This window comes from Pseudothioclava alba, from assembly GCF_033100795.1.
GTDB lineage: Bacteria > Pseudomonadota > Alphaproteobacteria > Rhodobacterales > Rhodobacteraceae > Pseudothioclava.
The window spans coordinates 286,885-300,313 of the sequence record NZ_JAWLVI010000002.1 but is presented as its reverse complement, the minus strand read 5'-3'; the positions used below and the strand labels follow the sequence as shown (position 1 = coordinate 300,313).

General features: G+C 61.5%; 14 protein-coding genes. 7 read left to right on the top strand and 7 right to left on the bottom strand.

Going from position 1 to position 13,429, the window contains the following annotated elements; translation table 11 throughout:
• Positions 1–45: 45 nt before the first annotated feature.
• Together RYZ20_RS07375 and RYZ20_RS07370 are read left to right on the top strand one after the other, a co-directional pair.
• Positions 46–870, top strand: a complete 825-nt coding sequence (locus RYZ20_RS07375; RefSeq protein ID WP_317671963.1) for an LOG family protein — start codon at positions 46–48, stop codon at positions 868–870.
• The gene (locus RYZ20_RS07370; protein WP_317671961.1) at positions 863–2,431 is read left to right on the top strand and encodes an ArnT family glycosyltransferase; all 1,569 of its coding nucleotides are present in this window, start codon (positions 863–865) and stop codon (positions 2,429–2,431) included. Before RYZ20_RS07375 ends, RYZ20_RS07370 begins: the two co-directional genes overlap by 8 nt.
• A gap of 13 nt (positions 2,432–2,444) precedes the next feature.
• Here RYZ20_RS07370 and rlmN read toward each other — a convergent pair whose 3' ends face one another.
• Positions 2,445–3,626, bottom strand: a complete 1,182-nt coding sequence (gene rlmN, locus RYZ20_RS07365) for a dual-specificity RNA methyltransferase RlmN (RefSeq protein WP_317671959.1) — start codon at positions 3,624–3,626, stop codon at positions 2,445–2,447.
• Positions 3,627–3,697: 71 nt separating this feature from the next.
• Positions 3,698–4,282 (bottom strand): HD domain-containing protein, encoded by a 585-nt coding sequence (locus RYZ20_RS07360; RefSeq protein WP_317671957.1) that lies wholly within the window; start codon positions 4,280–4,282, stop codon positions 3,698–3,700.
• A gap of 135 nt (positions 4,283–4,417) precedes the next feature.
• Between RYZ20_RS07360 and ahcY the strand changes: the two genes are divergently transcribed.
• Together ahcY and RYZ20_RS07350 are read left to right on the top strand one after the other, a co-directional pair.
• Positions 4,418–5,809, top strand: coding sequence for an adenosylhomocysteinase (gene ahcY / locus RYZ20_RS07355; RefSeq protein ID WP_317671955.1), 1,392 nt, complete (start codon positions 4,418–4,420; stop codon positions 5,807–5,809).
• Between the two features lie 203 nt (positions 5,810–6,012).
• Complete coding sequence (locus tag RYZ20_RS07350; RefSeq protein WP_317671953.1) at positions 6,013–6,354, top strand: DUF2853 family protein; 342 nt, start codon at positions 6,013–6,015, stop codon at positions 6,352–6,354.
• A 46-nt stretch (positions 6,355–6,400) separates the two neighbouring features.
• On the opposite strand, the gene RYZ20_RS07345 is transcribed toward RYZ20_RS07350, so the two are convergent.
• The gene (locus RYZ20_RS07345) at positions 6,401–7,012 is read right to left on the bottom strand and encodes an enoyl-CoA hydratase/isomerase family protein (protein WP_317671951.1); all 612 of its coding nucleotides are present in this window, start codon (positions 7,010–7,012) and stop codon (positions 6,401–6,403) included.
• A 140-nt stretch (positions 7,013–7,152) separates the two neighbouring features.
• Positions 7,153–7,665, bottom strand: a complete 513-nt coding sequence (locus RYZ20_RS07340; RefSeq protein WP_317672200.1) for an invasion associated locus B family protein — start codon at positions 7,663–7,665, stop codon at positions 7,153–7,155.
• A 185-nt stretch (positions 7,666–7,850) separates the two neighbouring features.
• On the opposite strand from RYZ20_RS07340, the gene RYZ20_RS07335 reads away from it, so the two are divergent.
• Positions 7,851–8,840 carry an asparaginase gene (locus tag RYZ20_RS07335; protein WP_317671949.1) on the top strand — a complete coding sequence of 330 codons (990 nt, stop codon included), beginning with the start codon at positions 7,851–7,853 and terminating at the stop codon, positions 8,838–8,840.
• On the opposite strand, the gene RYZ20_RS07330 is transcribed toward RYZ20_RS07335, so the two are convergent.
• Both RYZ20_RS07330 and mutY read right to left on the bottom strand, forming a co-directional pair.
• Positions 8,841–9,983: an alkane 1-monooxygenase gene (locus RYZ20_RS07330; protein WP_317671947.1), complete on the bottom strand. Its 1,143-nt coding sequence runs from the start codon at positions 9,981–9,983 to the stop codon at positions 8,841–8,843. It lies immediately after the preceding gene.
• 56 nt (positions 9,984–10,039) lie between these two features.
• Positions 10,040–11,092, bottom strand: a complete 1,053-nt coding sequence (gene mutY / locus RYZ20_RS07325) for an A/G-specific adenine glycosylase (RefSeq protein WP_317671945.1) — start codon at positions 11,090–11,092, stop codon at positions 10,040–10,042.
• Between the two features lie 82 nt (positions 11,093–11,174).
• Between mutY and RYZ20_RS07320 the strand changes: the two genes are divergently transcribed.
• Positions 11,175–11,732, top strand: a complete 558-nt coding sequence (locus RYZ20_RS07320) for a DUF721 domain-containing protein (protein WP_317671943.1) — start codon at positions 11,175–11,177, stop codon at positions 11,730–11,732.
• The gene (locus RYZ20_RS07315) at positions 11,729–12,397 is read left to right on the top strand and encodes a DsbA family protein (RefSeq protein ID WP_317671941.1); all 669 of its coding nucleotides are present in this window, start codon (positions 11,729–11,731) and stop codon (positions 12,395–12,397) included. The genes RYZ20_RS07320 and RYZ20_RS07315 overlap by 4 nt, the downstream gene beginning before the upstream one ends.
• On the opposite strand, the gene lpxK is transcribed toward RYZ20_RS07315, so the two are convergent.
• Positions 12,394–13,428, bottom strand: coding sequence for a tetraacyldisaccharide 4'-kinase (gene lpxK / locus RYZ20_RS07310; RefSeq protein ID WP_317671939.1), 1,035 nt, complete (start codon positions 13,426–13,428; stop codon positions 12,394–12,396). The genes RYZ20_RS07315 and lpxK overlap by 4 nt on opposite strands.
• Between the last annotated feature and the right edge of the window lies 1 nt (position 13,429).

The window sequence follows — 13,429 nt, the reverse complement described above, 5'->3', positions numbered from 1 at the left end:
GCCTATACTTGGAGGAAGTTACAGGTGCAATGAGCAGGTAGATAGATGAAAGACGACGGTCGTTCCCACCCTTTCCGACATTCCATCGAGGACGCGAAGGCGGCGCGGCGTATTCCTGACACGCCGCAGACGCGGGCTCCGGCCTATCGGCTGGCGTTTACGGACACCGATTTCATGATGCGCGCCGAGCTGCGCCCGGTGCGGTTGCAGCTGGAACTGCTCAAGCCCGAAATGATCATGGATGAGCGCGGGATCGAATCGACGGTTGTCATGTTCGGTGGCGCGCGCATCCCCGAGCCGTCGCAGAAAGACACCGCAAAGACACCGTATCTGGCCGAGCTGTCGCATTATTACGAAGAGGCGCGTAAATTTGCCCGCGTGATGACCGAGCGCTCGATGGAAAGCTATGGCCGCGAGCATGTGATCTGCACCGGCGGTGGCCCCGGCGTGATGGAGGCGGGAAACCGCGGCGCGCATGAGGCGGGCGGGCAGTCGATTGGCCTGAATATTGTCCTGCCGCACGAGCAGGCGCCGAACCCCTATGTGACGCCCGACCTGTCGTTCAACTTCCATTATTTTGCGATCCGCAAGATGCATTTCCTGATGCGTGCGCGGGCTGTGACCGTGTTCCCCGGTGGCTTTGGCACGTTGGACGAGATGTTTGAAAGCCTGACGCTGATCCAGACGGGACGAATGAACAAGATCCCCTTCATTCTGTTCGGTAAAGAGTTCTGGAAGGAAATTATCAACTGGGACCGTCTGGCCGAAGCCGGAACGATCTCGCCCGAGGATCTGGAGCTGATCTCTTTTGTCGAGACCGCAGAAGAGGCCGTCGGGATTATCGACAACTGGACGTATGGCTGTGCATAAACCCCGAATTTTCGCTCTTGGCGTGATCGCCGCTTTTGCGGTGGTCGCGGTTGTCGGCATTCTGCTGCGCCCGCTGATCCCGATCGACGAGACACGCTATGTCGATGTCGCGTGGGAGATGTGGCTTTCGGGCGATTACTTCGTGCCGCACAAGAACTTCGAGATTTACACCGACAAGCCGCCCTTGCTGTTCTGGCTGATAAATCTGGTCTGGGCGGTGACGGGTGGCGTCAGCGGGTTTGGCGCGCGCATCGTCGGGCCATTGTTTGCGCTGGCAACCTTGGCGGGCACTTGGGCCTTGGGGCGCAGGCTTTGGGACGGGCGCACGGGGGCACTGGCCGCGATCATCCTTGCCGGATCAAGCGTTTTCGCCATCTACGGCGGCACGACGATGTTCGACACGATGCTGGCGGTGGCGACGCTGGCCGGTTTGCTGGTGCTTCATTCGGCACTGTCGCAACCGGGGGTGGCGCGGCGCCAATGGGTGCTGTTTGGCCTTTGTCTTGCGCTTGGAGTGCTGGCGAAAGGGCCGGTGATCCTGTTCCATCTAGGCCCCGCGCTGATCGGGTGGAAACTGTGGACTGATCCCGAGAGCCGCCCGACGGGTCGGGAGTTCGCCAAGGGGCTGGGGCGCGCGCTGCTGGTCTGTCTGGCGGTGGTCGCGCTTTGGGTCGTGCCTGCCGCGATTATGGGCGGCGCCGAATACCGCGAGATGATCTTGTGGAAGCAGACAAGCGGGCGGGTGGTGAACTCGTTTGCCCATGCGCGCCCGTGGTTCTGGCTGCTGGCGCTGATGCCGGTGGTGCTGTTCCCGTGGGTCTGGTCGCCGTCGCTTTGGGCGGGGATGCGGAGACTGTCGCTTTCGGACCGTGCGTTGCGGCTCTGTCTGGTTTGGGGTCTTGGCGGGCTGGCGCTTTTCTCGCTGATCTCTGGCAAGCAGGTGCATTACCTCGTGCCCGAGTTTCCGGCCTTCGCCCTGATCTTTGCGCGCGCTCTTTTGGGTGCGCCCGAGCAAAAGGGCGGCTTGATGAATGTGCCCGCGGCGGTTTTGGCGGTTCTGCTGGGTGTTCTGGCTGTCGTGGCCGGTTTTGGCCTGACGGGCGATGCGGTGATCGAGGCGCAGTTGCGTCCGATCTGGGCGCCACTGGTCTTTCTGGTGCTGATGCTGGGGCTTGCGGCGGCGGCCTATCTGTTGCCGCGCATTGCGGGGCTGGCGGTTCTGGGGCTTGGCACGGTTCTGGGGCTGAACCTGCTGATCGGAATGAGCGGCCTGTCCGCGGCCTATGATTCCGCGCCGATTGCCGCGCGACTAGTGCCCCATGCCGAGGCGGGTCTCGCGGTGGTGGCGAACCGCTACAATGCCGAGTTCGGTTTTGAGGGACGGATGACGACCCATGTTGACGAACTAACCGCCGAAGAGGCCGAGGGCTGGCTGGCTGCGCATCCGGGCGGGATGTTGGCGGCTCCTTGCAAGCGCGTCGAGACCGCCCGCCCGCCCGCCGAAGTGATCCACTTCTACGGTGACGACTGGTGCTTGTGGGAGGGCGGGGCGGCGCAATAAGCCGCCCGCTGGATTACAGGCCCGCTTCGGCCTCGATCTGGGCGCGGGATTTGCGCGCGCGCTCGGTCGCGGATTTCAACTGACCGCAGGCGGCCATGATGTCTTCGCCGCGCGGTGTGCGGATCGGAGAGGCATAGCCCGCCTTGTAGATAATATCGGCAAACGACTCGATCCGCTCCCAATCCGAGCGCTGATAGGGCGCGCCCGGCCATTCGTTGAACGGGATCAGGTTGATCTTGGCCGGAATGCCGCGGATCAGTTTGACCAGACGCTTCGCGTCGGCGTCGGTGTCGTTCACATCCTTCAGCATCACATATTCAAACGTGATCCGTTCCGAGTTCGACAGGCGTGGATAGTCACGCAGTGTGTTCAGAAGCGTCTCGATGTTCCACTTCTTGTTCACCGGCACCAGCTTGTCGCGCACCTCGTCGGTGGTGGCGTGGAACGAGATCGCCAGCAGGCAGCCGATCTCGGCGGCGGTTTTGGCGATCTCTGGCACGACCCCCGAGGTCGACAGCGTAATCCGGCGGCGCGAGATCGTCAGACCCTCGCCATCCATCACGACTTTCATCGCGTCGCGCACGTTGTCGAAGTTATACAGCGGCTCACCCATGCCCATCAGCACGACGTTCGACACAAGGCGGGTTTCGTCCTTGGGCGCGCCTTGCTCGGGCCATTCGCCCAGATCGTCGCGTGCGACCATCACTTGCCCGACGATCTCGGCTGCCGTCAGGTTGCGCACCAGCTTTTGCGTGCCGGTATGGCAGAACGAACAGGTCAGCGTGCAGCCCACCTGAGACGAGATGCACAGCGTGCCGCGATTTTCCTCGGGGATGTAGACGGCCTCGACCTCGTGCCCGCCCGCGATGCGCAGCAGATACTTGCGCGTGCCATCCATCGACACCTGCTTCGAGACGATCTCGGGGACGGCGATTTCGAATTTCTCGTCCAGAAGCGCGCGATAATCCTTGGCGAGATTGGTCATCACCATGAAATCGCGCACGCCCCAGTGATAGATCCACTGCCAGATCTGGCCGACGCGCATCTTCGCCTGTTTCTCGGGGGTTCCCGCCGCGATCAGCGTGTCGCGCAACTGCTCGCGGGTAAGGCCCACGAGGTTGATCTTGCCGCCTTCGGGCAGCTTGCGCGGGATCGTCAACACGTCTTGCGTGATGGGTGCAGAGGCATCGGTCATAGCAGCGGTTCCTTGGAAAGAGCGCTTCATATAGGGGATTCGGTTGCCGCCGTGTAGTAAAATCTGGGTGCTTATAGCTCGGCCAGAAGGGTCGTGAAGCGGGCGACGTATTCGGCGCGGACCGTCGCAGGCGGTTCGAGCCTGATCTTCAGGCCACGGATTGTCGCTGCATCGGGTTTGCCAAACAGCTTGTCGGCCTCGGGCTTGGAGAAGCCCGCAATTTGTTCGGCCTCCAGGCGCGCGGAAATCACATCCGCCGATTTGATCGCTTTCTTGATCGCGGCGGGCAGGGCGGCAGGCAGACCGAAGCGCAGGTGGATCGCGGCAGTCAGGCGCCGGTCCAGCTCTCCATAGCCTTGGCCAATCGCGGCCTTCACCGGCGAAATCATGTCGCCGAGCACATATTCGGGGGCGTCGTGCAAAAGCGCGGCCAGCCGCCAGCGCGCCCCGATGCCGGGGTTCTGGCGCGTGAAAATCTGTTCGACCAGCAGCGAATGTTCGGCCACCGAATAGGGCCAGTCGCCGATGGTCTGGCCGTTCCAGCGCGCGACAAAGGCAAGGCCATGCGCGATGTCCTCGATCTCGATGTCCATCGGGGTCGGGTCCAGCAGGTCCAGCCTGCGTCCCGAGAGCATTCGTTGCCAAGCGCGAGTCATGGGGTCTCCGGTATTCCTAGCCCGAGAGCTACCCGCCCCGCCGCCTCGTGTAAACGTGTGGTTTGGCCGGGGCGTCATTGCCCGTTAAGCCCTTTGCTGCTAGAGAGCGGCAAATTTAGCGTAAGGAGCCAACGGATGGCTGATTATATCATCAAGGATATCGCCTTGTCGGCCTATGGCCGCAAAGAGCTGGATATTGCTGAAACGGAAATGCCGGGCCTGATGGCGCTGCGCGAGGAATATGGCGCAGCGAAGCCCCTGAAAGGCGCGCGTATCGCTGGCTCGCTGCATATGACGATCCAGACGGCGGCGCTGATCGAAACGCTGGTGGCACTTGGCGCGGATGTGCGTTGGGCCTCGTGCAACATCTTCTCGACGCAAGACCACGCGGCGGCGGCTATTGCCGCAGGCGGGACGCCGGTTTTTGCTATCAAGGGCGAAACACTTGAGGAATACTGGGCTTACACCGACAAGATCTTCCAGTTCGAGGACGGCACCTGCAACATGATCCTCGACGATGGCGGGGATGCAACGCTTTACATCTTGCTGGGTGCGCGCGTCGAAGCAGGCGAAACCGATCTGATCGAAGTGCCGACCTCGGATGAAGAGGTTTGCCTTTTCAACCAGATCAAGAAACGCCTGAAGGAAAGCCCCGGCTGGTTCACCAAGCAGCGTGACGCGATCAAGGGTGTGTCGGAAGAAACCACCACCGGCGTGCATCGCCTGTATGACCTGCACAAGAAAGGCCTGCTGCCCTTCCCCGCGATCAACGTGAACGACTCGGTGACCAAGTCGAAGTTCGATAACAAATACGGCTGCAAGGAATCGCTGGTTGATGGCATTCGCCGCGCGACCGATGTGATGATGGCGGGCAAGGTCGCCGTGGTGTGCGGCTATGGCGACGTGGGCAAAGGCTCGGCCGCGTCTCTGCGTGGTGCGGGCGCCCGCGTGAAGGTGACCGAGGTTGACCCGATCTGCGCGCTGCAAGCCGCGATGGACGGGTTCGAGGTTGTCGTGCTGGAAGACGTGGTCGACAGTGCCGACATCTTCATCACCACCACCGGCAACAAGGACGTCATCCGTATCGAGCATATGCGCGAGATGAAGGATATGGCGATCGTCGGCAACATCGGCCACTTCGATAACGAAATTCAGGTCGCCGCGCTGAAAAACCACAAGTGGACCAACATCAAGGATCAGGTGGATATGATCGAGATGCCCTCGGGCGCGCGGATCATTCTTCTGTCCGAAGGCCGTCTGCTGAATCTTGGGAATGCGACGGGCCACCCGTCCTTCGTGATGTCGGCGTCCTTCACCAACCAGGTTCTGGCGCAGATGGAACTGTGGACCAAAGGCGAAGACTATGTGCCGGGCGTCTATATCCTGCCGAAGCATCTGGATGAAAAGGTCGCGCGGCTGCATCTGGGCCGGATCGGCGTCAAGCTGACCACGCTTCGCCCAGATCAGGCCGACTATATCGGTGTAACGGTCGAAGGCCCGTTCAAGGCAGATCACTACCGCTATTGAGCGCGCGGTTTCGCATTCGGGAAAGGGCGGGCCTCTGACGCCCGCCCTTTTCATATCCACGCGCCGGCAAAGACCTGCCGTATGTTAGCCGTTTTCAAAGATTTTTCTTGGTTCAGGGCGGGGGGCGGCTTAGGCTCTCGTCACTGTGGTTTGGCCGGGCACCATATGGGCGCGCGGCCGTAATGAAAGGTGAGGGCAATCTTATGGGTAAACGTGACGATCTGATCGCCAAATATGCGGACGATCTGAAAAACAAATGCGGCATGACGCCGGATATGGGGCTGCTGACCAAAGTGACCATCGGCTGCGGTCCGTCGATCTACAACGCGGATGCGTCGACTGTCGCTGGCAGCGACAAGAGCGAACTGGAAACCGTGAAGGACAACTTCCTTGTGAAGAAGCTTGGTCTTGCTGACAGCCCCGCGCTGATGGATGCGATCGACAGCGTGATCGAGACCTACGGTCGCTCCGAGCGCAACAAATACCGCGCGGTCGTCTATTACATGCTCGTCAAGCATTTCGGCAAAGAAGCCGTTTACGCCTGAGAACGGAATTCACAAATGCGCCCGACCATCCGGTCGGGCGCATTTTTCAGATCAATGCCTTGATGCCCGCGACATGGGCCGCCGAAGCGCCGCGTGCGTCTGCGGCAAACGCCTCGACGGTTTCCATCAATGCCTCGGGGGCGGTGATGCGGTCGATCAGACCCCAGCTCAGCGCCTCTTCGGCCTCGATTTTCTGGCCTGCCATCAGGATCATCTTGGCGCGGGAGGGGCCAATAAGAGCCGCCATGCGCTTGGGGTCCGAGGGTTGCGGCAGAAAGCCGAGCTTCATCACCGGATAGAAGAACCTGGCCGAGGGCACCGCAATACGCAGGTCACAGGCCAGAACCATGCCCATCGCGCCGCCCGCCAGTGTGCCGTTCAGCGCGGCGATGGTCAGGCAGGGCAGGCGGGCAATCGCGCCAGACAGACGCTCCCACACGGGGTCGGTCGCAAGACCCGCACGGGCCTCGTCCAGATCGGCACCGGCGGAGAATACCTTGCCTTCGCCGCGCAGCACAAAGACGCGCGCGCCTTGCTCGGCGGCATCCTCGGCGGCTTGCGCGATAGTGCGCAGCATCTCGCCCGTCAGCGAATTTGCCTTGTCTTGCCGGTCGATCGTTACCAGCCAAAGCCCGTCGGTCTGTTCAATGCGGATCATCTGTTGCCTCATCCCGTTTTAGGGTTTGTTACTTGGAGAGGCGCGCGATGTCAGGTCATTTCTGCCCGACATGACAGGACGAAAACGAAAACGCCCGCCAGGCCGGAGGCTGGCGGGCATCTGTTTTCCTGCGCAGGTGATTACTTGCAGCGCTTCTCGGCTTCTTCGGTGGCGGCGGTAAAGCCCATCAGCGAGAAAGTGTCCACGGTTTTGGTGCCGCGCCCCGAGGCGCCGGACAGCTTGACATCAGCGCCAGCCTTGAGGGCAGCGATGATCTTGGCGTCCTCTTCGGGCGAGCCGGCCCATGCGCCTTCGCCATCGGTGAACAGGTCAAACGTCGTGCCGCCGATGTCCATCGTCACGGTCGAGCCTTTGGCGAACGGATAGCCACCCATGAACGAAACGACACCGGCCGCGCCCTTGTTATAGGTGATGAACAGCAGGATGTCGCCGCGGCGCACCTCGACCGGCTTGCCGTCTTTGGTGTTCACCGTGTTCTTCGGCTGCGAAACGCCCCAGCACTGCTGCGGGTTGCCGTCAACAAACACACTCCAGTCCGTTTCGGCGGCGACGCGGTTTTCGCTTTGCTGCGCCATCGCGGCGGTCGCGCAGAGCAGCGATGCGCCAATTGCCAGTCCGGCCAATGTGTTCATGGGGAAAATCTTCATGGTTACAGCCTCCAGCTGCCTGATGCCTCTTTTCGCCTCTGCGGGCGCTTCTGGCCCTTTTTTTCTAATGGCAAAGACGATTTCAACTCGATAACTGAGTGATAACGCAAAAGTGGCGAACGGGGAATGCCTTTCCGGCAAGATTTCGCCGACCAAAAGAGGGGAAAACGATGGCTGCGGCACCTATGATCGAATTGTGGCGGGGCGGGATGCTGGAATCCTGGCATTCAGGCCATGCGGTTGTTTTTGGCCCCGGCGGGATCGAGGCGGCCTGGGGCGACCCCGAGGCAGTGATCTATCCGCGGTCGTCGTGCAAAATGCTTCAGGCGCTGCCTTTGCTTGAAAGCGGGGCTGCAGCAGCGGCGGGGCTGACGGACGCGCAGTTGGCGCTGTCTTGTGCAAGCCATTCGGGCGGCGCGATCCATGCGCAAAGCGTGGCGGCGTGGCTGGGCGATATGGGGATGTCCGAGGGCGACCTGCGCTGCGGCACGCATATGCCGTGGGACAAGGATGAGAACAAACGCCTGACCTGTTCCGAGGAAAGCCCGTGCCAGTTGCATAACAACTGCTCGGGGAAACATGCGGGCTTTCTGACGCTGAACCGTCACCTGAAAGGCGGCAGCGAGTATGTCGAGCTGGATCATCCGGTGCAAAGGGCGGTGAAGGCGACGTTTGAAGAGGTCGTGCAGGAGACCTCGCCTGCGTGGGGGATCGACGGGTGCTCGGCCCCGAACTTTGCCTGCTCGGTGACAGGGCTTGCGCGGGCGATGCAGTTTTTTGCAGCCGCAAACCCCGAAGGAAACATCCGCGAGGCCGCAGCGGCGCGCCTGACCCGCGCGATGGCAGCCTTCCCCGAGCTGGTCGCGGGCAAGGGGCGCGCCTGCACGGAACTGATGGAGGCCTGTAACGGGCGCGCAGCCATCAAGACCGGCGCCGAGGCTGTTTACGTCGCGATCATCCCTGAACAGAAGCGCGGCATTGCGCTGAAAATCGTGGATGGCGGCACGCGCGCGTCCGAGGCGGCGATTGCGGCGCTGCTGGTCAAACTGGGTGTGCTGGACGCCGCGCATCCGGTGGTCGAAAAGATCTTGCCGAGCGCGCAGAAGAACTGGCGCGGGTTCACCTATGGCGCGATGCGTCTGGCACCCGGTTTCGCCTGATCAGACCGATCCGCGCGGCATGTCGTGCCGGGCCTTGTTGTAAGGCGTCCAATCCTCGACCTCGGGGTAAAACGTCTTGCGCCAGGCCCGCACGCGCGGGTTCATCCGGCGCCGCCAGAGCGGGGGGATCATCGCGAGCGCCGTCATTGCCGGATAGCCAAGCGGCAGTTGCGGCGCCTCATCCTCGGCATAGGTTTGCAGCAGCGGGAAACGGCGGTCGGGTTTGTAATGGTGGTCGGAATGGCGCTGCAGATTGATCAACAGCCAGTTCGAGGCGGTGTGTGAGGCGTTCCATGAATGGCGCGGCAGGACATGCTCATAGCGGCCTTCCCCTTTGTAGAGACGGGTCAGTCCGTAATGTTCGACGTAATTGGTCAGCTCGAGCTGCCAGATCGCGCTGAACGCCTGAAACAGGAATAACCCCAGACCAACCCACCCACCGATTGCGAAGGCCAGCGCCAGCGCGAGTAGCTGCAAGACAGCATAGCGCCAGAACGGATTGCGGCGGTCCCAGACAGACCGACCCGCACGCTTCAGCATCAGCTTTTCAGCCTTCCATGCCGAGCGCGGACATTCGAAAATCACGCGCACGAAGAAGCGATAGAACCCCTCGTTATAATGCGCGCTGACCGCATCGCGGGGCGTGCCGACCCACGGATGATGCACAAGCAAATGCTCGGTCCGGAAGTGGGAATAAAGAACGGTCGCAAGCATCAGGTCGCCAAGCCATTGCTCCAGTTTATTTTTCTGGTGCAATAGCTCATGCGAATAGACAATGCCGACAGTGCCCGAAATAACCCCGACGCCGAAAAACAGCACAAGGGTTTCGGTCGTCGACAAGTGGTTGGTATGTGTGACCCACCAGATCATGCCGTAGATCGAGGCAAACTGGATCGGGAACCAGATCATCGTGATCAGGCGATACCAGAAAAGCTCGGAGACCGGCGTTTCCGTGTCGGGCTGATCCTCGTTCCGGCCGAAAAACTGGTCCAGAACGGTTATCATCGTCCAGCCGTAAAGCGGCAAAAGCACGGTAGTCCAGCCGCCATAAACAGCACCGACAATCGCCAGCGGCAATAGCCCAAGCGATAACCAGAAGGGCAAGGCTTTGGATAGTTTCCGGATTTCCTCGCGCGTGGACATGGTGCCCTCCTTACTCGTTACGACGGGCATGATAGCGAAGGCGGATTTTCGCGCAATTACCCGTGATGCGGCGAATGCGCGCTGTCCGCTACCTGCCAAACCTTGCGCATAAGCGTCGGCAGGGCAGCAGGGCTGAAAGTCTCGCGTTTGGTCATCCCCTTGCGCGCGGTGCGGGTGACATGGACACGCAATTCCAGATGGAAGTGGGTGAAGGTGTGGCGCACAAGCCCGGCCTCGGTCCAATCAGCAGCAAAGGGCGGCGTCGGGTCCGGCGCATCGCTCCAGTCCGAGCAGGGAAACCCCAGCGTGCCGCCCAGAAGCCCACGATCGGGGCGGCGCTCCAGAAGCACTCCGCCCGCAGGCCCGATAGCCACCCAGGCAAAGCCCTTGCGCGTGGGTTTCTCGGGCTTGGGCGCTTTGCGGGGCAGGTCTGTTTGAAGGCCCAGCCTGACCGCCTCGCACATCGGGCGCAGGGGGCACAACCCGCAAAGCGGATTGCGCGGCGTGCAAATCGTGGCGCCAAGGTCCATCATCGCCTGCGCGTGATCTCCGGGGCGCTGGCGCGGCGTCAGAACTTCGGCCAATCGGGTTAGTTCGGGTTTGGCGGTGGGGAGTGGGGTATCAACCGCGAACAGCCGCGAGATGACACGTTCGACGTTCCCATCGACCACCGTTGCAGGCTCGTCAAAGGCAATCGAGGCAATGGCGGCAGCAGTATAGGGGCCGATGCCAGGCAGCTTGCGCAGTTCCTCGGCGGTCTGTGGAAAGCACCCGCCCAATTCGGTGGCGACAACGCGCGCGCATTTCAACAGGTTGCGCGCGCGGGCGTAATAGCCAAGCCCCGCCCATTCAGCCATCACATCGGCATCCTCGGCGGCGGCAAGCGCTGTGACGGAGGGCCATTTCTCGACGAAGCGGCGGAAGTAATCGCGCACAGCGGCAACAGTGGTCTGTTGCAGCATCACCTCCGAAAGCCAGACCTGATACGGGTCGGAGCGCTGTCCCGATGCGCGCTCTTGCGGGCCGACACGCCACGGCATCACGCGCGCTTCGCGATCATACCACGCAAGCAATGCCGCCCCGATGTCGGCCAGATCGTCGTCACGCAAGTTTTATGCCCCCCAAACCGCTATCTGCTGGCATTGGCGCCCCAGCCGCCTAAAATAGCGGCTCGGAGCAGGAAGAACAGAGATGGCCGCAAAGAAACCCGAACCACCCAAAGCGACGCGCCGGATGCGCGGGTTCGAGCCAGCCTTCGGGCTGATGCGCGATCAGGTGCGCTCGGTCGGAGAGTCGCGCGGCTTTGCGGTATCGCGCCTGCTGACGCATTGGGCCGAAGTCGTGGGGACAGATGTTGCCGCGCAGACGCGACCAGTCAAAATTGGCTATGGCAAGGGCGGCATGGGGGCGACGCTGACCTTGCTGACAACGGGGGCCGCTGCCCCGATGTTGCAGATGCAGCTGCCCCAAATCCGCGAAAAGGTGAACGCGTGCTACGGCTATAACGCGATTTCGCGCGTGATCCTGACGCAAACCGCTCCGGTCGGGTTTGCCGAGGGGCAGGCGCAGTTCCAGCACGCTCCGGCAAAACGTGCGCCCGCTGCACCAGATCCGAAGCTACACGCCGAAGCGCAGAAAACAGCGCAAGGATTTCAGGACGAAGGTCTTCGGGTCGCGCTTGAAAAACTGGCGGAAAACGTCTTAACAAAAAACGCAAAATTGGCTGCGGCAAGAAAGGCAGACACATGAGCAAATCCAAGGGTTTCATTTTCGGCGGGCTGGCCGCTATGGCGCTGATCGCGGTCGGTGGGTTCTTCGCGACCCGCCCTGCCCCGACGCAAGGCACGACCGATTTTTCCATCGTCTCGGCGGCCGAGGCTGAAACGGTTGACGCGCTGCTGCCCGATTTCGTGCAGGGCGATGAGGCGGCGCCGGTGACGTTGATCGAATACGCGTCCTTCACCTGCCCGCATTGTGGCACCTGGCACAAGGACATCTATCCGCTGCTCAAGGCCGATTACATCGACACGGGCAAGGTGAAATTCATTCACCGCGAAGTGTATTTCGACCGCTTCGGTCTGTGGGCCGGTCAGGTCGCGCAATGCGGCGGGGCTGATCGCTACTTCGGGATTTCAGGCATTCTGTATGACACGCAGAAGGACTGGATCGGTGATGGCCAGCAGGGCACCATTGCGGCGAATCTACGCAAGATCGGCCTGAAATCGGGTCTCTCGGCCGAGCAGGTGGATGCCTGCCTGAACGACACCGATCACGCCAAGCAGATGGTTTCGACCTTCCAGCAGAACGCGACAAAGGATGCGATCGACTCGACGCCGACGCTGGTCATCAACGGCAAGAAGCATAGCAATATGAGCTATGAAGACCTGAAGGCGCTTCTGGACGCTGCGCTCTAAAGCCCCAATTGCTGCAATGCAGCATCAAGCGGTGCGGTATCGGCAATCCGGAGCCGCACCGGCAACGCCAGAACCTTTGGCCTGAAGTGCTCTGGAAGGCGCGCTGCGTCCTTTTCGGTGGTGACCAGTTGCGCCTGCAATATGCGCGCCTCGTTCTCCAGCCGCGTTAGCAGTTGCGGGGTGAAGGGCTGGTGGTCTTCAAGCGCTTCGACGCGGACGATTTCGGCGCCAAGCCCTTTTAATGTCTGGAAGAATTTTTCCGGATGACCGATCCCCGCAAAGGCAAGAACGCGCAGCCCCTCCCAATCCATTCCGGTTTGCAGAGGCTCGACAAAGCCCTCAAGGTGAGGGACTTTGATCTTGCTTCCCCATGTTTCCGCAAAAGTTTTCTGCGCAGCGAAAGCCGGACTATGCTGCGCAGCGTCGGAAAAATGCTGCGCAGCATTTGTGGCGACAGACAACACGAAATCGGTGCGTTTAAGTCCCGTCTCGACGGGTTCGCGCAAGGGGCCGGCGGGCAGGCAGAGCCCGTTCCCGAAGCCTTTGATCGCATCCACGACGACGATAGAGATGTCCTTTTGCAGCGCGGGGTTCTGGTGGCCATCGTCCAGAATAATCACCTGCGCGCCAGAGGCGACAGCGGCCTGTGCGCCCGCCGCACGATCCTTCGAAACCCAGACAGGGCAGAAGGCGGAAACCAGCAAAGGCTCGTCACCGACCTGGTCGGCGGTATGGGCGCGCTCGTTCACCTGAACTGGGCCGGTCAGCGACCCACCGTGGCCACGACTGACGACATGCGGCTGAACTCCGCGTGCGATAAGGTGCATCGCAAGGGCGATAACGGTCGGGGTTTTTCCGGTGCCGCCCGCATTGATATTGCCGACGCAGATCACCGGAACCCCGAGCTTGATCCCCGACCGCGTAACGCGCCGCGCGGTCGCCATGGCATAAAGAGTCCCCAGAGGGGAAAGCAGCCGCGCGATGACGGTCGGCCGATCTGCGGGGGTGAACCAGAAATGAGGTGCGCCCACT